Raw genomic sequence first — 22,837 nt, 5'->3', positions numbered from 1 at the left:
CAGCATGGCAACACTCGTGTTTCAGGCGGCCGGCGCCGTATTCGGCGGGCTGCTCGGCCCGTTTGGTGCGGTTGCCGGCCGGGCGCTCGGCGCGCTCGCCGGCAACGCGCTGGACGGCCTTATCTTTTCCGGCGGGCAAAAGGTAAAGGGTAGCCATCTTTCAAGCGCGCGTATTGGCGGCGCGGAGGAAGGTGCTGCGATACCCAGGGTTTACGGCACCTCGCGCATCGGCGGAACGCTGATCTGGGCAACGCGGTTCGAAGAGGAAGTCACCGAGGAGCGCACCGGCGGCAAGGCCGCAGGATCGACGGTCGAGAGCTTCGCCTATTTCGGGAACTTTGCCTATGGCCTCTGCGAGGGGCCGGTGGCGGCGATCCGGCGCGTGTGGGTGGACGGTCGTGAACTCGATCTCGCCAATATCGAAATGCGGTTTTACCCCGGCTCGGATAGCCAGTTGCCCGATCCGCTGATCGAGGCCAAGCAGGGGGCCGGCAATGCCCCGGCCTATCGGGGCCTTTGTTATGTCGTGTTCGAGCGCCTGCCGCTGGACACGTTCGGCAACCGGATACCGGTGATCCAGTTCGAGGTGCTGAAACCGACGGGGTCGCTGGAAAGCCAGATCCGGGCGCTCGCGATCATTCCGGGGGCGACGGAGCATGGGCTTTGCCCGTTTCCCGTGACCGAGGCGCTGGGTAGCGGCCAGCAGCGGATCATGAACCGAAACACGTTGACGCGGGCGACCGACTGGGAAGCCTCGATCGACGAGTTGATGGCGTTGTGCCCCAATCTGGAGCGGGTGGCGCTGGTGGTGGCGTGGTTCGGCTCTGACCTGAGGGCAGGGGAATGCCGGATCGAGCCGGGCGTGGAAACGCCGTTCCGCAAGGAAGAGAGCACGCCGTGGCGGGTGTCGGGCATTGGGCGCAGCCAGGCTCATATCGTCTCCACGCATGATGGCGGTCCGGCCTATGGCGGCACGCCCAATGATGAAGGGCTGATCGCGGCGATCGCCGATCTGAAGGCGCGCGGTATCGAGGTCTATCTCTATCCGTTTTTGATGATGGACGTGCCGGCGGGCAACGGTCTGCCGGACCCGCATGGCGGCTCCGAGCAGCCGCGCTACCCCTGGCGCGGGCGCATAAGCTGCCATCCGGCGCCGGGCCGGCCCGGCACCACCGACCGCAGCGCCGCGGCCCGCGCCCAGGTGGAGGCGTTTCTGGGCACGGCGGAAAACCATCAGTTCAACACCTTCGGCGGCGGGGTGAATTTTACCGGCGATGACAAGGGCTATCGCCGGTTCATTCTGCATTACGCGCATCTGGCACGGGCCGCGGGGGGCGTGGATGGGTTCATTATCGGCTCTGAGATGAGGGGACTGACCTCCGTGCGTGACGGGAGCGATGCCTTTCCATTCGTGGAAGGGCTGATCGCACTTGCGGCCGAAGTGCGCGCTGTCCTGGGCCTGGGGGCGCGGGTGACTTATGCCGCCGACTGGAGCGAATATTTCGGCTACCATCCCGCCGATGGCAGCGGCGATGTCTATTTCAATCTCGATCCCCTGTGGGCGAACCACAATATCGCGGCGGTCAGCATCGACAATTATATGCCGATTTCGGACTGGCGCGACAGCGATCTGGGCGCTGAAAACCCGGATGGCTTCAAGGTCGCGAACGATCCGGAGGGCTTCCGGAGGCAGGTTGCCGGCGGCGAGGGATATGACTGGTATTATGCGAGCGACGCGGATCGGGCGGCGCGTATTCGTACGCCGATCACCGATGGTTTGGCGGGCAAGCCCTGGGTCTATCGGTACAAGGATATCCAGAACTGGTGGGCGAACCCGCACTATAACCGCGTCGGCGGGGCGGAATCGCCGACTCCGACGGCCTGGATGCCGATGTCCAAGCCGGTATGGTTTTCCGAACTTGGGTGTGCAGCTGTCGACAAGGGTGCCGGCCAGCCGAATGTGTTTGCCGATCCGAAATCGGCGGAATCGGCGTTTCCGTATTTTTCGAGCGGTCAGCGCTCGGATGCCGAGCAGCGCAGGTTTCTGGAGACGCAGCTTTCCCGGTTCGAAACCGTGGAGACGCCCGTTGATTACGGGCATATTTTCCTCTGGTGCTGGGATATCAGGCCATATCCCGCCTTCCCGCAAAATTCCGATCTGTGGACGGACGGCGCCAACTGGACGACCGGCCACTGGCTGAACGGCCGGCTGGGTGCGACGACGCTTGCCGATACGGTGCGCGCGCTTTTGGCCGACCACGGTTTCCACGATTGTGACGTGCGGCTTTTGAACGGCGATCTGACGGGCTATCAGCAGGCCGATATCGACAGCGCCCGCAATCTGCTCGAGCCGCTGCTTTCGCTGTATTCCGCCGATACGATCGAACGTGGCGGCGTGTTGCAGTTCCGCTCCCGGCTCAAGGCGAGCCTGTCGCCTGCGACGATCGACGTGACGGCGGAGCGCGAGGAGGCCGGTCGCTTCAGGGAAACGCGCAGCCACGAGAGCGATCTCGCCGGCGAGGCGGTGGTTTCCTATTTCGACCCTTTCACCGATTACGAGCAGGCGAATGTGCGTTCCAGCCGCGTTGTCGCGGTCAATGATCGGGTGTTGCGCTATGCGCTGCCCACGGTTCTGCCGGAAACCACGGCGCTGGCGCTGGCGGGCGATATGCTGCGGGAGAACCGGATTGCGGTGCGCACGCTCTCGATCGATCTGTCTCCGCAGGCGCGCGGTCTGGAAGTGGGCGATGTCGTGCGTGTCAGTGACGGGCCGGCCGGTCGGTTCATGGTCACGCGCGCCGAGCTTGGCGAGACCCTGAAGATCGAGGCGCGCTCCTTTGCGCCGCTGGCGGGCGCGCGGTTTTTGCCGGTGGACCGGGGGCGGGTTCACGAGGATGCGTCAGACGGATTTGCGCCGCGGGTGGTCTTTCTGGATCTCGCCCGGGACGGCGGCGGCGCGGCGGAGAGCTTTGCTCGTATCGCGGCGTATGCGAGGCCATGGCGCCGCATCTTCGTTTCCTCGTCCGCCACCACGGAAGGTTATGGAGCCAATGTGGTGATCGAGCGGCCGGCAGGGACCGCGCGTCTGGCCGAGGATCTGTCGCCTGGCGTGAGCGGCCGGTTTGACTTCTCCGAGGATCTGGTCGTCGACCTCGATTTCGGCGGCCTTTCCTCGACTTCGAAAGACGCTGTGTTGAGCGGCGCCAACCGGATCGCGGTTCGCGCCGGTAACGGCGTTTTCGAGATTATCGGTTTTCTCAACGCTGTCGAGATAGCAGCGGGGCGCTGGCGGCTCGCCGGCCTGCTGCGGGGGCTTCACGGGACCGAGGATGCCATGATGGTCGGGGCCTTGGCCGGCAATGACGCGGTTGTTCTGGGCGATGCGGTGATCCCTGTCGGCCTGAGCGCACGGCACATCGGACTTGCGCGCAATTATGTGATCGAGGCGGCCTATGGGCAGCAGGATCCTAAGGGACCCTACCTCTTCGCCGGCGGATTGCGGGCGGAGACGCCGCTTGCGCCGGTTCATCTGCGCGCGCGCCGGCTGACGTCCGGGGACATTCATTTCAGTTGGATCAGACGGTCGCGGCTCGACGCGGATGACTGGGCGGCAGCGGAGATACCGCTCGACGAGGATGTCGAACGCTACCGGCTCGAGCTGTTCGACGGCGCGACAATGGTGCGGCGTATCGAGATGGGCGTTCCGGAATTTCTGTACGCGGCGAGCGACCAGGCGGACGACTTCGGGACGCTGGCCGGCGCGATGACGGTCAGGCTTTGCCAGCTCGGCCGCAAGGTCCCGCTCGGCGTCCCGCTGACGGAAGAAATAAACCTTCCCTACTGACAGAAAGGAAAATGCTATGGACGTGAAGAAATGGTATCTCTCCAAGACCGTTTGGGGCGCTCTGCTGGCGGTCGCCGCGCCGTTGCTGCAATTGGGCGGAATCTACATCGATGACGGTACGCAGAACGAACTGGCGGCTTCGATCACTACGATCGCCGGGGCGGCAGGCGGGCTGCTCGCGTTGTTCGGACGGATTTCGGCGAAGTCGTCCCTGAGCCGCTAGGCCGAAATCGTCGCCATCATGAAGAACTGGTCGGAGCCTCGGGCTCCGGCCAGGACACCATTTTCGATTTTACTGAAATTAAGATTGCAAGCGTTTCGACGGGGCTATTCATTTGGAGTTCAGCCACGTATCTTTATAAGAACTTGCGAATGGTGCGCAGGATGGCGAAGAAGAAGATTTGATGTCGTTGAAACCTATATATATTCTGGTGCTGACCGGCATGTTGCTGGGCGGAAACAGTGGAACGGCCGGTGCAGCCAGTTGTGCCAACGCGGCACGCCAGGTCGCGGCCAGCACGGGTGGCGATCTGCTTTCCGCTCTGCCTGCGCCGGACGATCCGAATATGTGTCTGGTAACGGTGATCGTTCCGGCAAGCGACGGCACCCCGCCGCGCAAGATCACCCGCCGCGTTCCGGCTAGCTGATTTTTCTCGGGCCGGCGCCTGCAAGAGCGGACAACTGAAATGCGAATTCTGCTGATCGAAGATGACGAGAACTTGAACCGCCAACTCGCCCAGATGTTGCGGGACTCAGACTATGTAGTCGACTGCGCCTATGACGGTGAGGAAGGCCATTTTTTGGGCGAGACCGAACCTTATGACGCGGTCATACTCGATATCGGTCTGCCCCAGATGGATGGCGTGACCGTGCTCGACAAATGGCGGCAGGCCGGGCGCAACATGCCGGTTCTGATCCTGACGGCGCGCGACCGCTGGAGCGACAAGGTGGCCGGGATCGATGCCGGCGCCGATGATTACGTCACCAAGCCGTTTCACATCGAAGAGGTGATGGCCCGCATCAGGGCGCTGATCCGTCGCGCCGCCGGGCATGCAGCAGCGACGATCACCTGCGGCCCGATCGAACTTGACGTCAAGGCCTCCAAGGCCACGCTCGACGGCGAGATACTGAGGCTGACCTCGCACGAATACCGGTTGCTGTCGTATCTGATGCATCACCAGGGGGAGGTGGTCTCGCGGACGGAGCTGACCGAACATCTTTACGATCAGGATTTCGATCGGGATTCCAACACGATCGAGGTTTTTGTTGGCAGACTTCGGAAGAAAATCGGGGCTGACTGGATCGAGACGGTGCGCGGCCTCGGCTATCGCATGCAGGCGCCGGGATGAGGTTTGCGAATTCCCTCACGCTGCGTTCGCTGGCGCTGACGACCGCATGGTTTGCGATCGCGCTTCTTGTGATCGCGGTCGTGATTTCAGCGCTCTATCGCAATGCTGCGGAGCGCGGCTTCCGGCAGCTTCTGCAAGCCGAAATGTTCAATGTCATCAACTCGGTATCGATTGACGATCAGGGCGAACTGAAGGGTTCTCCGCAGCTTGGCAATCTGAACTATCAGCAACCCCAGACCGGCTGGTACTGGGTTGTCGATCCCCTCTACGACAAGTCGAAGCAGTCGCTGCAATCGCCCTCTCTCGGCGCGCAAGACCTGCCGGTGACCCCGGAGAGCGAAGTTCCCTATGATGGCAATTATCGCCGCACCTATATCGTGCGCGACGATAACAACAATGATCTGGCGGTTATTGAAACCGTTGTTGTGATGGACGAGAAGGACCGGGCAACCCGGATCCGGGTGTCGGGCAATCGCGATGCGGTGGACAATGACGTGCGGTGGTTTTCGCAGCGGCTCTACATAGCGCTCGCCCTTTTTGGCATTGCGAGCATTCTCCTCAATGGCCTCATCATCTTGTGGGCGCTGCGCCCGCTCGACCGTGCGCGTGTGGCCTTGCGCCATATTTCCGAGGAGGGCGAGGGGGAAATGCGCGGGCAGTTTCCGGTGGAAATTCAACCGCTTGCCGATGAAATCAATGCCTTGTTGGCAAACAACAGGGCAATCGTCGAGCGGGCGCGGATGCAGGTCGGCAATCTCGCGCACTCGCTTAAGACGCCGATTGCAGTGCTTTTGAACGAGGCCCAGGGTATGGCCGAGAAGGAAGGAAAGCTCATCGCTTCGCAAGTGGTGATGATGCAGGCCCAGGTTCAGGCCTATCTGAACCGGGCGCGCATCGCTGCCCAGACCGAATCGGTCCTGACGCGGTGTGAGGCGGAGCCGGTGCTTGAACGGCTCGTGCGGGTGATGCGGCGGCTGAACCCGGAGAAATCCTTCGTGCTGACATGCGAGCCAGGTCTTCTTCTGGCAACCGAGCAGCACGACCTTGAGGAGGTTGTCGGCAACCTGCTGGAAAATGCCGCTCGATTCGCCGAGAGCGAAGTTCATGTAAGCGCGCAACGGCGGGCGGATGCCGGCGTGGCTGGAGAGTGGGCCGAGATCATCGTGAAGGATGACGGGCCGGGCCTGACGCCCGATGAAATCCGAAGGGCAATGAAGCGCGGCAACAGGCTGGATGAGAGCGGGGCGGGTTCCGGCCTTGGTCTGTCGATCGTCGATGACATCGTGCAGGCCTATGGCGGTCGTTTCGAACTGACCGGCCTTGAGGATTCAGGATTGCACGCGCGCGTTGTTCTTCCGGCCAAAAGCAGGAAATAGTTGATCGCGACCCCGCATGCGAATTATGGCCACATTCTGTGCTTAGCGACGATATTGCGGGAGCGCTTTGGATCGGGGAACCATTCTTCCTGCCCAAGGCTTTCTTTGATGACGCAAAACAATATGACGGGAAAACTCGTGATACGAAATTGGCAATTGATTGCTGTCGTCCTCATGGTCTCAGGTTGTTCGGCGACCGGCGGCGGGGGAGCGTCAGTCGCTCCTCAGCCTGTGGCGGCGCCGGCAGGCGCACAGTCGGCGGCGCTGAATGGTGGTTTGGTGCAGAGGGCTGGAATTACGCTGTCTTCTTTCGATCAAGCCAAAGCGCTTCAGGCCGAGCAATACGCCCTGGCGGCGGCGCCGGCGGGCGAAGCCGTCAACTGGCAGGGAGAGGGCGCGCGCGGCTCTGTGACGGCGGCAAGCCCTTATCAGGTCGGCGACCAGAATTGCCGGCAATATACGCAGCGTGTTGTGGCCGATGGCCGTGAATTTGTCGGTCGAGGGGCCGCCTGCCGCGAAGTTGCCGGTTCGTGGAGCCTGCTCGATTAACGCAGCGGTTCCGTGCGACATGACCAGCCGAAGTGCGACGTTTTGAGGCAGGTTTGCCGCCTGGTGTTTTGAACTGTTGGAATTTTCGCGGTGGTGGCGTACGAAGACGACATGATATTCGCGCTTGCCGCCATTGTCCTGACGCTTGCCGCGGCTTTTGCGGTTGCTGTACCGTTGTTCCGGCGGGATGCGAGGACAGATACTGTCGCCGCCGGGCCGGATCCGATTTATCGTGCCCAACTGAAAGAACTAGATCGGGAACGGCGAGACGGTCTTATCGACGAGAACGCCTATCTTTCGTCCCGTGCGGAAATCGGGCGAAGGCTGATGGCCTCGGAAGCGAAGGCGGCGGACAGAGCCACCGCGCTGCGGGGCGTTGCCTCGCGCTATCGTATCGCGACGGCGGCATACGTATTTGCTGCGCTGATTTTGGCGGGTGTTGCCTATCCCCTCCTGGGCGCGCCCGGCGCGAAGGATTATCCGTTGTCGGCCCGCCTCAATTCGGAGAATCCGGAGCTTGCGGTTCTTGTCGCGCAAGTCGAGAGGCATCTCGCGCAAAATCCCGATGATGGCCGGGGCTGGGACGTGATCGCGCCGGTCTATCTGCGCGAGAACAGGCTTGAGCGCGCTTATGAAGCCTATGCCAATGCCATCCGGATTTCCGGCCCGAGCTCGGAGCGACTTATGGGGCTTGGCGAGACGCTTGTGGCGATGGAGTCGGGTTTCGTCAATCACGAGGCGCTTGAGGCGTTTCGAAAGGTCGAGGCATTGTCGCCGGATAATGTCAGGGCCGGATATTATATTGCACTGGCGGACGAGCAGGCCGGGAACCATCAGGCCGCGCTCGATCAATTCGACGCCTTGCTTGAAAGAATGCCGGAGAACGCCACCGGACGCGATGTGATCGAGCGGCACATTGTCTTTAATCGAGGCCGGTTGGCGCAGACGGGCGCGCCGGCGTTCGGACCCGATCAGCAGGACATCGAGGCGGCGGCCTCGCTGTCGCCGGAGCAGCGTGCCGAAATGGTGGAGGGCATGGTCTCGGGGCTGGCGCAACGCCTTGAACAGGAGCCTAACGATATTGAAGGCTGGATGCGGTTGATCCGCTCCTACGCGGTGCTGGGTCGGGAGGATGATGCAAATACGGCGTACGATGCCGCGCTGGCCTATTTCGGGGCGGAGAGCGCGGCCGGCCAGCAGCTTGAGCAACTTGCCGCAGAACTTGCGCTTTCGGGGGGAAGATCATGACGCGCAAGCAAAAAAGGCTCGCTGTCATCGGCGGCGGGGTGGGTTTCATCGCGATCGCGGTTCTCTTGGTGCTTTTTGCGCTGAGCCGCAGCGTCTCCTATTTCTTCATGCCATCTGATTTTGCCGAAAACCCGGTCAGCTCCGATACGCGGATAAGGCTTGGCGGTCTCGTTGAGGACGGTTCGGTCCGGGGTGCGGAAGGGGCGGGTGTTGCCTTTGCCGTTACCGACGGGAACTCTTCCGTGGAAGTGCGCTACGCGGGCATTCTGCCTGATCTTTTCCGGGAAGGGCAGGGGGTTGTGACCGAAGGACGGATGGGGCCGGACGGGATTTTCCGCGCCGACACCGTGCTTGCCAAACATGACGAGAACTACATGCCCAAGGAAGTCGCCGACCGTCTGAAAGCCGAAGGCGTGTGGGAAGGCGAGGAGGACGCCACACCTTGACCGTTGAACTCGGACTCTATGCGCTGATCCTCGCTCTGGCGGTTTCCGCTCTGACGGCGACGCTGCCGCTTGTGGGCGCTCGGATGCAGAATATGGCCTTGATCGGCATTGCGCGCAGCGGCTCCCTGACCCTGTTCGCGCTGGTGGCGTTGGCTTTCATCATTCTGATCAGAAGCTATCTCCTTTCGGATTTTTCCGTGCGCAATGTATGGGAAAACTCGCATTCGCTGATGCCGCTGATCTACAAGTTCTCGGGCGTTTGGGGCAATCATGAAGGCTCAATGCTACTGTGGCTGCTGATTCTGACGTTTTTCAGCGCGCTGGTGGCGGCCTTCGGGCGCAATCTGCCGGCCGATCTGCGAGCCAATGTACTTGCCATCCAGGCCCTGATTGCTACGGCTTTCATCCTTTTCATTCTCCTTACCTCCAATCCGTTCAGCCGCGTTTTCCCCGTCCCCGCAGAGGGTCGGGAACTCAATCCGATCCTGCAGGATATCGGCCTCGCCATTCATCCGCCGCTTCTTTATCTGGGCTATGTCGGCTTTTCGGTCTGTTTTTCGTTCGCGGTCGCAGCGCTTGTCAGCGGTCGGATCGATTCGGCCTGGGCGCTTTGGGTGCGGCCATGGGCGCTGCTTGCCTGGCTGTTCCTGACCGCCGGCATCGCAATGGGCTCCTACTGGGCCTATTATGAGCTTGGCTGGGGCGGATGGTGGTTCTGGGATCCGGTGGAAAATGCTTCCTTCATGCCGTGGCTGGCGGGCACGGCGCTGCTGCACTCGGCTCTGGTCATGGAGAAGCGCGAGGCCCTGAAAATCTGGACCGTGCTCCTGTCGATCCTGACATTCTCGCTTTCGCTTCTCGGAACGTTTCTCGTTCGCTCCGGCGTTCTCACCTCGGTTCATGCGTTTGCGACGGACCCGACCCGTGGCGTTTTCATTCTGGCCATATTGGCTTTCTTCATCGGCGGCGCACTTACGCTCTTTGCCTTGAGGGTGCCGCTCTTGCGCGCCGGAGGCCTGTTCTCGCCGATCTCGCGGGAAGGCGCTTTGGTCTTCAATAATCTGATTCTGACGGTCGCTGCCGGCACGGTGCTGATCGGAACGCTTTATCCGCTGTTTCTGGAAACACTGACCGGTGAGAAAATCTCGGTAGGCCCGCCATTCTTCAACCTGACCTTCGGGCTGTTGATGATTCCGTTGCTGCTTGCCGTACCCTTCGGCCCGATGCTTTCGTGGAAAAGAGGAGACCTGAAGGCTGCGTCGGAGCGTCTCATGGTCGCGGCGATCCTGGCGCTGATCTTCGCCGCGGTCTTCGTTTACTTCCATGAAGGCGGACCGGTTCTGGCCGTACCCGGGATTGCCATCGCGTTCTGGCTTATCTTCGGAGCGCTCTCGGACCTCTGGACCCGCTCGGGGTTTGTCCGCCTGCCGTTTTCGAAGGCATGGCCGCGTTTCAAGGGCCTGCCGCGCTCGGCCTTCGGCGCGGCGCTTGCGCATTTCGGTCTCGGCGTGAGCGTGTTGGGCATACTGGCGGTTTCGCTTTACGAAACGGAGGCCGTGCTGGAGATGACGCCAGGTTCCGAGGTGGTCCTGAGCGGCTATACGGTCGCCTTCGAGGGTGTCGAAACCGTGCGCGGGCCCAACTACACCGATGAACGCGGGACATTTGCGATCAGCGCGAACGGGGCGGCGTCCGGCGTGGTGCATTCGGCGAAACGGCTCTACCCTTCGAGCAATATGCCGACGACAGAGGCGGGCATCAGGACCTTCGGTCTCAGTCAGCTTTATATTTCCCTTGGCGACCCGCGTCAGGATGGAGCCTGGGTCGTGCGGGTGTGGTGGAAGCCTTTCATTCTGTGCATCTGGCTTGGATTCGTGCTGATGGCCACCGGCGGGGTCGTCTCGCTTTCCGATCGACGCTTGCGGATTGGCGCGCCGGCGCTGAGCAAGAAAAGAACGCAGCCAGCGCAAGCCCTGGGAGCCGCTGAATGATTCGGCTTGTTGTCTTGTTTTTTGCCGTGCTGCTCCCAATCGGTGCCGCCGCTGTCGAGCCGGACGAGATGCTGAGCGATCCCGCTCTCGAGGCGCGGGCGCGGGAGATTTCCGCGGAGCTTCGCTGCATGGTCTGCCAAAACCAATCGATCGACGATTCCAATGCCGACCTCGCGCGCGATCTTCGTCTGTTGGTGCGCGACCGGCTGGCAGAAGGCGACAGCGATGACGAGGTCATCGACTATGTCGTTTCGCGCTATGGCGAGTTTGTTCTGCTGAAGCCTCGTTTTTCGCCACATACCTGGCTTCTGTGGGGCGCGCCGGCACTGCTTATCCTTTTGGGCGCCATCGGTTTGTGGCGTCTTGCCGCCGCTCGCCACGGCGCTGACAGGCCGCTCTCCCGCGATGAGGAGTTGCGACTGGAGAAGATTTTGTCCGAGACGGACGACCATTAACAAACCGTCATCTGGCGGACAGTGTTTTGTAAGGTCCCAGCTTTTATAGTCCCCTCTATTCGATATGAAATCATTCAACCATCGACACCAGAGGAAAAGCAGACCTATGTTCCAGCAGCCCACCGGACCAAACAAGTTCAGGTCACTCTTGAAAGCCTCGGCAGCTGCAGGCGTCGCAGCCGTGCTGTTTTCGGCCGGCGCTCCCCTGACGGTGACGGAAGCGCTTGCGGATCCCGTCCATGTTCAGGCGCCGGAAGTCCCCGGATTTGCCGATGTCGTCGAAGCGGTCTCTCCCGCAGTTGTCTCCGTGGTCGTTGAGAGCAACGTCCAGCCGGTTGCCCAGCAGGATGGCAGTTTCGGCTTCGGTTTCGGCGGCCGCGGTTTCGACAATCTCCCCGATGACCACCCTCTCAAGCGTTTCTTCCATGATTTCGGCGCGCCGAACGAGCCCGCTCCGCCACCGCAGCCGCGCAAGGGCGGCCCACGTCCGGTTGCGCAAGGCTCGGGCTTCTTTGTCTCCGAGGACGGTTACCTTGTCACCAATAACCACGTCGTGCGCGAAGGTGACGCATTCTCCGTGCGGATGGATGACGGCACTGAGTATGATGCAAAGCTGATTGGCACCGATCCCCGTACCGATCTGGCCGTGCTTAAGGTGGATGCCGACCGCGAGTTCACTTACGTGAAGTTCGCGGACGATCAGAACCTGCGCGTTGGCGACTGGGTTGTCGCGGTCGGCAATCCATTTGGCCTCGGCGGCACGGTCACGTCGGGCATCGTTTCCGCCCTTGGTCGCGATATCGCCTCCGGTCCCTACGACGACTACATTCAGGTCGATGCCGCGGTGAACCACGGCAACTCCGGCGGTCCGACGTTTGACCTCAGCGGTGAAGTCGTTGGCGTCAACACAGCAATCTTCTCGCCCTCCGGCGGTAATGTCGGCATCGCATTCGCAATCCCGGCGCATCTGGCCCAGGACGTCGTTGCGGACCTCATTCAGGATGGCGTGGTTGAACGTGGCTGGCTCGGTGTACGTATTCAGCCCGTCACCGAGGACATCGCCGAGTCGATCGGGCTTGCCAAGCCGGAAGGCGCGCTCGTCTCCGAGCCGACGAGCGACAGCCCCGGCGCCAAGGCGGGGCTTAAACAGGGCGACGTCATCACCGCCGTGAATGGCGATGTCATCGAGGATGCCCGTTCGCTTTCCCGTATGATCGGCATGATGGAACCGGGCGACGAGGTGGAACTGTCGGTCTGGCGTGATGGAAAGTCCCAGACGATCGATGTCAAGCTCGGCGAATTCCCGACTGAAGACGAGCTCGCTGCTGCCGATGGCCTTAGCGGGCCGACGGAAAGCTCGCTGATGACGCAACTCGGCATCGAGGTTCGCCCCGCCGATGACGGCAAGGGCGTAACGGTTACGGCTGTGGACCCGAACTCCGACGCCGCGACCAAGGGTCTGGCGACGGGACAGAAGATCCTGAGCGTCAACAACAAGGAAGTCAGCTCGGCTGAGGACATCATCAAGCAGGTCAAGGATGCCGCCGATCAGGGCCGCAAGCAGGCGCTGTTCCAGGTCGAAACCGAAAACGGCAGCATGTTCACCGCCCTGCCCACGGAAACCGACGCCGAAGACGCCGGCTGATCCCCTTAAGCATAGGAAAAGGCGCATTGCGGAAGCATGCGCCTTTTCCGTTTCAGGAGACGTAACATGTTTTCCAAAGAGCCGGTTGAGCCTGCTTGTCACACCGAGGCGGATGGCGATATGGTCCCCGGCATGCGTGTTCTTGTCATCGAAGACGATCTGGAGGCAGCCGCCTATCTGACCAAGGCCTTTCGCGAGGCCGGCATTGCCTGTGAGCATGCCGGCGATGGCGAAAGCGGCCTGTTCATGGCGAGCGAGAATGAGTACGACGTCCTTGTCGTCGATCGCATGTTGCCGCGTCGCGACGGGCTGTCGGTGATATCGGCGCTGAGGGCGCGCAGCATCAACACACCGGTGCTGATTCTGTCCGCGCTCGGTCAGGTCGATGACCGGGTGACCGGCCTCAGGGCAGGGGGCGACGACTACCTTCCCAAGCCCTATGCCTTCAGCGAGCTTCTCGCCCGCGTCGAAGTGCTGGGCCGGCGCAAGGGCGCGCCCGATCAGGATGTGCTCTACAAGGTGGGCGATCTGGAACTCGACCGTCTTTCGCACGAGGTGCGCCGCGCGGGCCGCGAGATCACGCTCCAGCCGCGCGAATATCGCCTGCTCGAATATCTGATGAAGAATGCCGGCCAGGTTGTCACCCGCACCATGCTTCTGGAAAATGTCTGGGATTATCATTTCGATCCGCAGACCAATGTGATCGATGTCCATGTTTCGCGTCTGCGCTCGAAGATCGAGAAGGATTTCGACAAGCCCCTGCTGAAGACCATTCGCGGCTCCGGCTACATGATCAAGCATGACGCTTAGCGCATGAAGGGGCGTCTGAAGCTTCTGTTCAAGTCGACGGCGGTGCGACTTTCCGCCGTATACATTCTGCTGTTCGGGCTTTGCGCGGCGGTAATGGTGTTTTATGTCACCGCCGTCTCCGAAAGTCTGGTTGAGCGGCAGATGCGGGATTCGCTCCATCGCGAGATTGCCCAGCTTGACGCCGCGTTCGAAAATGGCGGCATTCGTCGCCTGTTCAATACCATCGAACGGCGCGCCCGCCAGCCCGGTGCCAATCTCTATGTCATCGCCAGTCCGCAGGGCGAAATCCTGGCGAGCAACGTGGCCTCGCTGGAACCAGGGGTACTCGCGCATTCAGGGTGGCTCGATACGCCTTTTCGCTATGAAGGCTTTGCCGAAAACAACAAGGGCGACCGCTACAGCCTTGCGATCGGCTATGTGATCGTGCTTGACAACGGCATGAAGCTGATGATCGGCCGCGATCTGGGCGACCCCGAACGTTTGCACATCATCGTCAGGCAGGCGCTGCTTCTTGCCCTCATCATCATGGGCGTCGGGGCGCTGGTGATCTGGTTCGCCATCGGTCGCAACGCGTTGAAGCGCATGGACAGGATGTCGTCGGCGAGCGGCAAGATCATGGCTGGCGATCTCTCCCAGCGGCTTCCCGTAACCGGTTCCGGTGATGAATTCGACCGTCTCTCCAATTCGCTGAACCTGATGCTGGACCGTATCGTCCGTCTCAACGAAGGGCTGAGGCAGGTTTCCGACAACATCGCCCACGATCTCAAGACCCCGCTGACGCGTCTTCGCAACAAGGCAGCCGATGCTGCCGCCGCCGAGGACCCGGAGGAGCGGCGCACCTCGCTCGAAGGCATTATCGCCGAATCCGACCAACTCATCCGAACCTTCAATGCGTTGTTGATGATCTCCCGCGTTGAAGCGGGCGCGGTTGCGGCGGAGATGTCGCCCGTCAACCTTTCCGCGATCGTCGAGGACAGCGCCGAGCTTTACGGCCCGGTGGCCGAGGAAGCGGGCATGACGCTGGAGATCGCGATCGAGCAGGATCTTTCGGTGAACGGCAACCGAGAACTCATCGGGCAGGCGATCTTCAACCTTCTCGACAATGCCATAAAATACGCCTCGGCCTCGGAAAGCGAGCCGCGCATCTACCTGTCGCTCAAACGCGAGGGCGCGGATGCCGTGTTCATGGTCGCCGATAACGGTCCGGGCATCCCCGCCAATCGCATCGAGGACGTCAAAAGGCGGTTCTTCCGTCTGGATGAAAGTCGCACCAAGCCGGGTACCGGCCTTGGCCTCTCCATGGTTGATGCTGTGACGGATATGCATGGCGGCAAATTCGTCCTCGCCGAAGCCGGCCAGTATGTTCCGGGCTATGGCGGTCTTGCCGCGCTCCTTCGCTTCCCGCTCACCCCCAATCGTTCGCGCTGAGCGGCTTTTGCTTCTCCTCCGTCAATGCTAAGGCGGAGGAACGACGTTGCGGAGGAAGCTATGCAGGAGATCGACGGTCGCTTGGCCGACAGTGCGGCAGGACGCATATTTGCACTGGACGAGGCGGCAGCCAGGGAAGCGGCGGGCGAACTCGCCGAAGCGGTCGAAAGCCATGGTCTTCCGGCCGTCCTCGCCGACGCCGAGGCCTCTTTGACCGCCTTTCTCGCGGCCGCTTTCGCGCTCTCACCCTTTCTCCACGACACCTTCCGTTCACGGCCGGACCTCCTTTGCGGGATCGATCAGCCGATCGGCCCGCAAATCGAGGCCGAAATCGAAAAGGCGCGCACTGCCTGGATCGCCGAAGGCGGTTCGCAGGGCGATGGCGAGATCATGACGCGGCTTCGCCAGTCCAAGCAGCGCGTTGCCTTCCTCACCGCGCTCGCCGATCTCGGCGGCATTTTCAAAGCCGAAGTCACGACCGATCTCCTGAGCCGTTTCGCCGCTGCCGCCGTGGCCGCAACGCTGGACCATCTGCTCGTCTCCGCCGCCGGCGAGGGCAAGATCAGGCTGCTTTCCTCAGAGGATCCTTCGGAAAACTCCGGGGTCGTCGTGCTCGGCATGGGCAAGCTCGGCGCGAACGAGCTCAACTACTCCTCCGACATCGATATCGTCGTCTTCTTCGAGCCTGAAGCCGGGATCATCATCGATCCCGACGATGCGCGGGAGCTGTTTCCGCGGCTGATGCGCCGGCTTGTGCGTATCCTGCAGGAGCGCACCGGCGATGGCTATGTGTTCCGCACGGATCTGCGCCTGCGGCCCGACCCCGGCTCCACGCCGCTCGCGATCCCTGTCGAGGCGGCTCTGATCTATTATGAAAGCCGCGGCCAGAACTGGGAGCGCGCCGCCTTTATCAAGGCGCGGCCCATCGCCGGCGACATTGCCGCGGGCGAGGCGTTCCTCTCCGAATTGGCGCCCTTCATTTTCCGCAAATATCTCGATTATGCGGCGATTGCAGATATCCATTCGATCAAGCGGCAGATCCACGCGCACAAGGGTTTCGGCCTCGTCGCCGTGCATGGCCACAACGTCAAGCTCGGGCGCGGCGGCATTCGGGAGATCGAGTTCTTCGCCCAGACCCAGCAATTGATTGCCGGCGGGCGGATGCCGCAACTGCGCTGCCGTCGCACAGTCGATGCCCTTGACGCCTTGTGCGAGGCCCGATGGGTCGACAGGCAGACCGCCGATGAGCTGAAGGCTGCCTACTGGTTCCTGCGTAATGTCGAGCATCGCATCCAGATGGTGCGCGACGAACAGAGCCATATTCTCCCGGAAGATGACGCAGAACTGCTGCGGATCGCGCGCATGAGCGGGTTCCAGACGACTGATGACTTCGCAAAGGCGCTGGTGGCGAACCTGAAGACCGTCGAAAAGCGCTATGCCCGCCTGTTCGAGCGGGAACTGACATTGTCGGGCGAGACCGGCAATCTCGTCTTCACCGGCGAGGACGACGACCCCGGCACGCTCGAGACGCTTTCGAAGCTTGGCTTCGAGCGGCCGGCCGATATCGCCCGCATCATCCGCACCTGGCATTACGGCCGCTACCGCGCCACCCAGAGCACCAAGGCCCGCCAGCGGCTGACCGAGATCATGCCCGATCTGCTGGCAGCATTCGGCGCCAGCCGCCGCGCGGATGAGGCGCTGCTGCGGTTTGACCGTTTTCTTTCCGGCCTTCCGGCGGGAATCCAGCTTTTCTCGCTGCTCAAGAGCAATCCCAACCTGCTTCTTCTGTTCGTCGAGATCATGTCCGCCGCCCCGCGCCTTGCCGAGATCATCGCGGCGCGCGCCCATATCGTCGACGGCATGCTCGATCCGGCGCTGCTGACCGAAATTCCCACGCGCGATTATCTCGCAGGCCGCCTCGAAGCCTTCATGGCCGGCGCTGAAATCTATGAGGAGCGGCTCGATCGCCTCAGGATTTTCACCGCCGAACAGCGTTTCCTCATCGGCATCCGTCTTTTGACCGGCGCGACCGGTGGTTTCGCCGCCGGCCGGGCGTTGACGGTGCTTGCCACGCTCGCGATCGAAGAGGCGCTGGCCGGCGTGCTGTCGGAAATCGAACAGTCCCACGGCAAGCTTGAGGGGCAGCGGGTTGCGGTGCTTGCCATGGGCAAGCTCGGCAGCGCCGAACTGACCGCCGGCTCGGATGTCGATGTGATCGTGCTCTACGATTGTGACGACCCGCTCGGCTCCTCCGATGGTCCGAAATCGCTCGACGCGCCGCGTTACTTCGGTCGCGTGACCCAGCGGCTGGTGGCCGCGCTCAGCGCGCCCACCGCCGAAGGCGTGCTCTACGAGGTCGACATGCGGCTGAGGCCCTCCGGCAATGCCGGGCCTCTCGCCACCCGTCTTGCGGCTTTCGAGAAGTATCAGCTCAACGACGCCTGGACCTGGGAGCATATGGCGCTGTCGCGCGCCCATCCGCTGTGCGGTGATGCATCGCTGATGAAGGACGCGGCCGCCGTCATTGATGCGGTTCTGGTGAAGCCGCGCGATCGCGGAACGCTGGCGCGCGATATAGCGGAAATGCGGGCCAGGATCGAGCGCGACAAACCGGCCAAGAGCATCTGGGACCTGAAGCTGATTGCGGGCGGCCTGGTCGATATCGAATTCATCGCCCAGTTCTGCCACCTCGGCTCCGAACAACCGCGGGAAAAGGCCGGCGGCGGCGAGGCGATGAGCACGGATGACGTGCTGGTGCGGTTCGGGCCGGAGTTCATGAATGCGGGTGATCTCGAAGCCTGCCGAAAGGCGCTCGCGCTTTACACCGATATCGCCCAGCTCACGCGCGCCTGCCTGAACACTGGCTTCAAGCCCGATACCGCGCCTGCGGGTCTTCTGGACCGGCTTTGCAAACTTTCGGATTGCCCTGATATCGACGCCATGGAGGCGCTGATCACCGATACGGCTGATGAGGTGCGCGCGATCTTCAAAAAGCTTTTGCCGCTGGCGTAACCGGCGTTACGCCACGGTCCTGCGGATGATCGTCCCCGCTGTGCGGGTGGTCCTTTCGGACGAAAGCTCGACTTCTGGATCGTAGCGAACCGGGATGTCGCGGCCGAGCGCCCGGTTGAGCGCGGCGCATTTCAGCTCCAGCCTGCGGCGCGCGGCGGCAAGGGCGGCGACCTTTTCGCGCAGCCGTGCCTGTTCGCCCTGAAGGCGGCATTCATCGCTCTTGAAAGCGGTTATGTCGGAGCCGACGGTCAGCAGTGCGCCATCCGGCAGCCGGCTTTCGCTTAACGCCTGCCAGTGTCCGGCCGGCGTCCTGATCTCGCTCGACACGGCGTCTTCGCCGCAAATCCGGCGCACCACCACGGCATCGTCGGCGACAAGGCTGTCGCGACGGGCGCTGCCGTCCACGCCATAGGCTGCGGCGAAGCTGGCATTCGCAAGCTCGAGGCGGCCGTCCTTGCCCCAGAGCGCCAGCGCCTGCGGCATGGCGTCGAAGGCGGCCTGATACAGGCTGGCGCGCTTCGTGGCCGTCTCGACTTCCCGCCGGCTTGCGCTGGCCGTGCGGATTGCCGTGCCGCTGACCGCGATCCTGCCGTCGGTCTGGCCGGCATGGGCGCGGATATCGATGCGGGTGTAGCGACCGTCATGCTGGCGGATTCGGAAACTCGCCTCAACCAACCCGGTGTCCGCCGGTGCAAACCTGCGGAAGAAGCCGGCGCGATCGTCGGGATGGATCAGCGCAAGCATTTGCCTGTGGGCAAGCTGCCGCGGCGCGGTGCCGAGGCCCAGCGCCATTGCGGCCGAGCCATCCAGAAAGGTAAGGCCGGTCTGCGGATCGAATGACCAGAGGCCCGTTTCGCCATTGGCCAGCATCCCGTCGCGTCGCGCCTCGTTTTCCAGCATCAGTTCGGCGGTGTGATCGGCGCGGTTGAGCTGGGCGTAATAGGCGTAGACCACCACCAGCAGCAGCAGCGCCATCGCCGCAAACAGCGTGACGTTGAGGTTGATTTCCGCCCGCCACAGGGCGTTCATCGCCTGCATCGAATGCAGCGCGATCACCATGCCGCCATCACTGCCCGCCAGATGCATGGAAACCTGATACGGCACGCCATTGATATGCGTTTCCACGACGCCGCCTGACGAACGGCTGGGACGCGCGGAGGTCAGTTCCGGAAAGACGGCGGCAAGTGGACGCCCGGTCAGGCTCGCGCTGGCGCCGGTCGCGGCAAGCACCACGCCCGTCGTGTCGATCACCACCAGATCGGTATCGGAACCGGCTGAGACAAGCGCGTTCAGTTCCTGAGCGGTTTCGGTTGCACTGGCCGGATCGAAAAGCCGAGGCTCGTCCTCAAGCGAGGCGAGCGCCATGGCCGAGGTCAACTCGGTCGCCTGGCGGACGGCCTCTTCCATCCGTTCATGGCTCGACATCAGCGACAGACCGCGCGCCGCCGCCACGCTGATGAGAAAGGCAATGATAAGAAGGGGGATGGACTTTTTGAGGAGCCGTTCGATGGCCGGCCGTTCAATCAGACTGAAGCCGCCGATGCCGACAAATCCCGTCTGCTGCGCCGCGGTGAAAGCCCGCTGTGTTCCCGCATGAGCGCGCAACTTGCCGTTGACTGTGGGGCGTTCCCACATGTCCGATCTCTTCATTGGTCTGGTTCCCTCGTGTGATTCGGCAAACCGCCTTTGCGAATCTGCCCTAGTGAATCAAACGTGATTCGCCTTGTCCAGCGCTTGGCGGGAACCTTTTGTTAACCATAAGCATAAAAAGGCTTTTTTGTGTTCGCGGTCCTTCCGGCATCCCGCTATTGGCGGCGTGCTAGCGTTATGGGTTACGAAGGCAAGGACTCCGAACGCACTTTTTTGCAAGCCCTTCGTCAGCTTTTCAACATGCGGTTGACGATATCGCGCAGGTTGCGGGAAAGGTCTTCCTGGCCAGCAATGCGTTCAATCTCCGCCCGCGCCTTCTCGCGCCGGCCGGCTTCAAGCGACTGGAACGACCGCATGGCCGTCATCATCCGCGCCGTGAGCGTGGCATTGCGCGGGTCCGTGGCGAGGATGAAGTTCGCGAAGAACCGGTAGCCGGCGCCATCCGGACGGTTGAAACCTGTGGGATTGGAGGAGGCGAAAGCGCCGATCAGCGCGCGAACGCGGTTGGGATTGCCCTCGTCGAATGCCGCATCGCCCATCAGTTCGGCCACACGGTCCAGCGTGGCTTCGCCGGGCACGGTTGCCTGGGCGGTAAACCATTTGTCGAGCACCAGCGGCTCGCCGTCGAAACGCTGCCGGAAATCGGCGAGCACGGCGCTGGTTTCTGCGCTACCCGGAAACTGGTGCGCCAGTATCCGAAGCGCTGCAATCATATCCGTCATGTTGGTCGCCGCGTCATAGGCCTGTCGGGCCGGCAGCGGCGATTTTTCGGCCTCGGCGAGATAGGCAAGTGCCGCATTGCGCAGCGCCCGACGTCCGGCGCTTCCCGCCTCCGGGCTGAAACCGTTGTCCTCCCGCAATTCCTCCACGAGCCTGGCGAATGATGCGCGTCCGGAATTGGCGATCGCCGAAAATACCGCCTTCCGCGCGAGATGAATTGCGTCCGGGTCCACGTCTTCACCGATCTCGCGACCGATGTCGAGTTCACTCGGCAGCGTCAGCGCCAGCGCGCGGAAAGCCGGTTCGAGCTCGCCGTCTTCCGCCGTCTCGATCAGGATCGAGGCGAGGGCGCTGTCGGTATCCACGCTGCGTCCGGCCCTCACTGCCGCCGTGGCGTGGGTAAGCACCTCCAGCGCCAGCCCGTTGATCGCATCCCAGCGCTCCACAAGGTCGCTTTCCGCGCCCGCGATTTTCAGTCGATCCTCACGCGGCTGATCGAAGCGCACCCGCACGGGCGCGGAAAAATCGCGGTTGAGCGAGATCGTCGGCTTCGCCCCGAGGCCCTCGAACACGAAGGTCTGCTCGCTTTCCGTCAGATGCAGCACATCGCCGGTGCGCTCGCCGCCGCTCACCGCGGAGGGTTCCATGTCGTCGCCATTTGGGCTGATCAGCCCGACGCGCAGGGGAATGTAAAGCGGCTTCTTGTCGTTTTCGCCGGGCGTTGGCGGCGTGTGCTGCGACAAGGTGAGTTCCAGCCGCCCCTCGGCCGCGTCATAGGAACTGCGTGCCGCGATCACCGGCGTTCCCGCCTGATGATACCAGAGGGCGAAATGGGAGAGGTCCCGGCCGGTCGCATCCTCGAAGCATTTCAGATAGTCCTCGATGGTCACCGCACCGCCGTCATGGCGGTCGAAAAACAGGTCGAGGCCCTTGCGGAACCCGTCTTCTCCGAGCAGCGTCGCGATCATGCGGCTGACTTCCGATCCCTTTTCGTAGACGGTGGTCGTGTAGAAATTGTCGATCTCCATGTACTGCGTCGGCCGCACCGGGTGGGCGAGGGGGCCGCCATCCTCGGGGAACTGGTGCGCCCTCAGGAACTTGACCTCATCCACCCTTACCACCGGCCGCGACCGCTGGTCGGCCGAAAACTCGTGCTCGCGGAAGACGGTGAGCCCCTCCTTGAGGCTGAGCTGGAACCAGTCGCGGCAGGTGATCCGGTTGCCGGTCCAGTTGTGGAAATATTCGTGGGCCACCACCGCCTCGATACGGGCATAATCATCGTCGGTGGCGGTTTCCGGATCGGCCAGGATCAGCCGGTCGTTGAAGATGTTGAGACCCTTGTTCTCCATCGCGCCCATGTTGAAGTCGGAGACCGCGACGATCATGAAGATGTCGAGATCATATTCGCGCCCGAACCGTTCCTCATCCCATTTCATCGAGCGCTTCAACGCGTCCATCGCATAGCCGGCGCGCTCCGCCTTGCCGTGCTCGACATAGATGCGCAGCGTCACCGCGCGCCCCGACATGGTGGTGAAACGGTCCTCGATCATCGCCAGATCGCCGGCCACCAGCGCAAACAGATAGGACGGTTTCCTGAAAGGGTCGTGCCACTTCGCCAGATGCCGGCCGTCGCCAAGGTCGCGTTCCTCGACAAGGTTGCCGTTGGACAGGAGCAGCGGGTTCTTCGCCTTGTCCGCAATGATGGTCACCGTGTAAACGGTCAGCACATCCGGCCGGTCGTAGAAATAGGTGATCCGGCGAAAGCCCTCCGCCTCGCATTGCGTCGAATAGACGCCATTGGTGCGGTAAAGCCCCAGAAGCTGGGTGTTGGCGGTCGGATTGATATTGGTCTTGATCGTCAGCGTGAAGGCGTCGTCGGCCGGCAGATCGTTGATCGTCAGATGGTCGGAGGTGCACTCGTAGCGCTCGGGCAGCAGCGGCTTGCCGTCAAGCGCGAGGCCCGCAAGCTGAAGTCCGTCTCCGACAAATTCGAGCGGGGCATCGGGCGAGGCGCCCGGGCGGCGCTTCATCCTTATCTGCGACCCGACCGTCGTCAGTTCCTCTCCAAGCTCGAAAACCAGATCCACGCTTTCGATGATGAAGTCCGTCTGGCGATAGTCTTTCAGATAGACGATCCGGTCGTTACGCATTGTAGCCTCATTCTCTTTCACAGCGCCTGAGCGATTTGTGCGCTAAGAAAGCGCCGAATGTTCAAAAAAGCAAATCTTTGACTTCGCGGCGGGAAATCTGTGCATTCTCGCCCTATCTGGCCTATGGATGGCCTAAACCTACTGAACGGGAAGAATGCCCCAGA

At 62.2% G+C, this 22,837-nt stretch carries 16 protein-coding genes; 14 read left to right on the top strand and 2 right to left on the bottom strand.

Annotated elements, in window-relative coordinates; all coding sequences use genetic code 11:
* The first annotated feature begins 4 nt into the window (after window positions 1–4).
* The 14 genes from Mame_RS17790 to Mame_RS17725 all read left to right on the top strand — a co-directional run bounded on the left by Mame_RS17790 (window position 5) and on the right by Mame_RS17725 (window position 18,153).
* Window positions 5–3,844 (top strand): baseplate multidomain protein megatron, encoded by a 3,840-nt coding sequence (locus tag Mame_RS17790; RefSeq protein ID WP_018066600.1) that lies wholly within the window; start codon window positions 5–7, stop codon window positions 3,842–3,844.
* 16 nt (window positions 3,845–3,860) lie between these two features.
* Complete coding sequence (locus tag Mame_RS17785) at window positions 3,861–4,067, top strand: hypothetical protein (protein ID WP_018066599.1); 207 nt, start codon at window positions 3,861–3,863, stop codon at window positions 4,065–4,067.
* 181 nt (window positions 4,068–4,248) lie between these two features.
* The gene (locus Mame_RS17780) at window positions 4,249–4,491 is read left to right on the top strand and encodes a hypothetical protein (protein ID WP_018066598.1); all 243 of its coding nucleotides are present in this window, start codon (window positions 4,249–4,251) and stop codon (window positions 4,489–4,491) included.
* A 39-nt stretch (window positions 4,492–4,530) separates the two neighbouring features.
* The gene (locus tag Mame_RS17775; protein WP_018066597.1) at window positions 4,531–5,193 is read left to right on the top strand and encodes a response regulator transcription factor; all 663 of its coding nucleotides are present in this window, start codon (window positions 4,531–4,533) and stop codon (window positions 5,191–5,193) included.
* Window positions 5,190–6,569, top strand: coding sequence for a sensor histidine kinase (locus Mame_RS17770; protein WP_018066596.1), 1,380 nt, complete (start codon window positions 5,190–5,192; stop codon window positions 6,567–6,569). Before Mame_RS17775 ends, Mame_RS17770 begins: the two co-directional genes overlap by 4 nt.
* Window positions 6,570–6,677: 108 nt before the next feature.
* Window positions 6,678–7,118, top strand: a complete 441-nt coding sequence (locus Mame_RS17765) for a hypothetical protein (protein ID WP_079920910.1) — start codon at window positions 6,678–6,680, stop codon at window positions 7,116–7,118.
* A gap of 111 nt (window positions 7,119–7,229) precedes the next feature.
* Window positions 7,230–8,366 carry a c-type cytochrome biogenesis protein CcmI gene (ccmI, locus tag Mame_RS17760; protein ID WP_018066594.1) on the top strand — a complete coding sequence of 379 codons (1,137 nt, stop codon included), beginning with the start codon at window positions 7,230–7,232 and terminating at the stop codon, window positions 8,364–8,366.
* On the top strand, window positions 8,363–8,812 hold the full coding sequence (gene ccmE, locus Mame_RS17755; RefSeq protein ID WP_018066593.1) for a cytochrome c maturation protein CcmE: 450 nt from the start codon (window positions 8,363–8,365) through the stop codon (window positions 8,810–8,812). The genes ccmI and ccmE overlap by 4 nt, the downstream gene beginning before the upstream one ends.
* Window positions 8,809–10,803, top strand: a complete 1,995-nt coding sequence (locus Mame_RS17750; RefSeq protein ID WP_018066592.1) for a heme lyase CcmF/NrfE family subunit — start codon at window positions 8,809–8,811, stop codon at window positions 10,801–10,803. The genes ccmE and Mame_RS17750 overlap by 4 nt, the downstream gene beginning before the upstream one ends.
* A complete protein-coding gene (locus Mame_RS17745; protein ID WP_018066591.1) occupies window positions 10,800–11,258 on the top strand; it encodes a cytochrome c-type biogenesis protein in 459 nt (152 codons plus the stop codon). Before Mame_RS17750 ends, Mame_RS17745 begins: the two co-directional genes overlap by 4 nt.
* 106 nt (window positions 11,259–11,364) lie before the next feature.
* On the top strand, window positions 11,365–12,903 hold the full coding sequence (locus Mame_RS17740; protein ID WP_018066590.1) for a Do family serine endopeptidase: 1,539 nt from the start codon (window positions 11,365–11,367) through the stop codon (window positions 12,901–12,903).
* 120 nt (window positions 12,904–13,023) lie between these two features.
* Entirely contained in the window at window positions 13,024–13,713 is a 690-nt protein-coding gene (locus Mame_RS17735) for a response regulator transcription factor (protein WP_026173792.1), read from the top strand.
* 3 nt (window positions 13,714–13,716) lie between these two features.
* Complete coding sequence (locus Mame_RS17730) at window positions 13,717–15,141, top strand: sensor histidine kinase (RefSeq protein WP_018066588.1); 1,425 nt, start codon at window positions 13,717–13,719, stop codon at window positions 15,139–15,141.
* A gap of 60 nt (window positions 15,142–15,201) precedes the next feature.
* The gene (locus Mame_RS17725) at window positions 15,202–18,153 is read left to right on the top strand and encodes a bifunctional [glutamine synthetase] adenylyltransferase/[glutamine synthetase]-adenylyl-L-tyrosine phosphorylase (RefSeq protein ID WP_018066587.1); all 2,952 of its coding nucleotides are present in this window, start codon (window positions 15,202–15,204) and stop codon (window positions 18,151–18,153) included.
* A gap of 6 nt (window positions 18,154–18,159) precedes the next feature.
* On the opposite strand, the gene Mame_RS17720 is transcribed toward Mame_RS17725, so the two are convergent.
* Both Mame_RS17720 and pepN read right to left on the bottom strand, forming a co-directional pair.
* Window positions 18,160–19,803, bottom strand: a complete 1,644-nt coding sequence (locus Mame_RS17720) for a PAS domain-containing protein (protein ID WP_155122140.1) — start codon at window positions 19,801–19,803, stop codon at window positions 18,160–18,162.
* Window positions 19,804–20,030: 227 nt separating this feature from the next.
* A complete protein-coding gene (pepN, locus tag Mame_RS17715; protein ID WP_018066585.1) occupies window positions 20,031–22,673 on the bottom strand; it encodes an aminopeptidase N in 2,643 nt (880 codons plus the stop codon).
* Window positions 22,674–22,837 lie beyond the last annotated feature (164 nt).

The sequence above is a fragment of the Martelella mediterranea DSM 17316 genome, assembly GCF_002043005.1.
In the GTDB taxonomy this organism is placed as follows: Bacteria; Pseudomonadota; Alphaproteobacteria; order Rhizobiales; family Rhizobiaceae; genus Martelella; species Martelella mediterranea.
This window is presented reverse-complemented; position numbering and strand designations above follow the sequence as displayed.

Bases quoted from the DNA above. Each gene is read 5' to 3' on its own strand.
- Mame_RS17745 (WP_018066591.1), top strand. From the start codon at position 10,800: ATGATTCGGCTTGTTGTCTTGTTTTTTGCCGTGCTGCTCCCAATCGGT.
- Mame_RS17775 (WP_018066597.1), top strand. From the start codon at position 4,531: ATGCGAATTCTGCTGATCGAAGATGACGAGAACTTGAACCGCCAACTC.
- Mame_RS17790 (WP_018066600.1), top strand. From the start codon at position 5: ATGGCAACACTCGTGTTTCAGGCGGCCGGCGCCGTATTCGGCGGGCTG.
- Mame_RS17720 (WP_155122140.1), bottom strand. From the start codon at position 19,803: ATGAAGAGATCGGACATGTGGGAACGCCCCACAGTCAACGGCAAGTTG.
- ccmI (WP_018066594.1), top strand. From the start codon at position 7,230: ATGATATTCGCGCTTGCCGCCATTGTCCTGACGCTTGCCGCGGCTTTT.
- Mame_RS17770 (WP_018066596.1), top strand. From the start codon at position 5,190: ATGAGGTTTGCGAATTCCCTCACGCTGCGTTCGCTGGCGCTGACGACC.
- Mame_RS17785 (WP_018066599.1), top strand. From the start codon at position 3,861: ATGGACGTGAAGAAATGGTATCTCTCCAAGACCGTTTGGGGCGCTCTG.
- ccmE (WP_018066593.1), top strand. From the start codon at position 8,363: ATGACGCGCAAGCAAAAAAGGCTCGCTGTCATCGGCGGCGGGGTGGGT.
- Mame_RS17740 (WP_018066590.1), top strand. From the start codon at position 11,365: ATGTTCCAGCAGCCCACCGGACCAAACAAGTTCAGGTCACTCTTGAAA.
- pepN (WP_018066585.1), bottom strand. From the start codon at position 22,673: ATGCGTAACGACCGGATCGTCTATCTGAAAGACTATCGCCAGACGGAC.
- Mame_RS17765 (WP_079920910.1), top strand. From the start codon at position 6,678: ATGACGCAAAACAATATGACGGGAAAACTCGTGATACGAAATTGGCAA.
- Mame_RS17730 (WP_018066588.1), top strand. From the start codon at position 13,717: ATGAAGGGGCGTCTGAAGCTTCTGTTCAAGTCGACGGCGGTGCGACTT.
- Mame_RS17780 (WP_018066598.1), top strand. From the start codon at position 4,249: ATGTCGTTGAAACCTATATATATTCTGGTGCTGACCGGCATGTTGCTG.
- Mame_RS17735 (WP_026173792.1), top strand. From the start codon at position 13,024: ATGGTCCCCGGCATGCGTGTTCTTGTCATCGAAGACGATCTGGAGGCA.
- Mame_RS17725 (WP_018066587.1), top strand. From the start codon at position 15,202: ATGCAGGAGATCGACGGTCGCTTGGCCGACAGTGCGGCAGGACGCATA.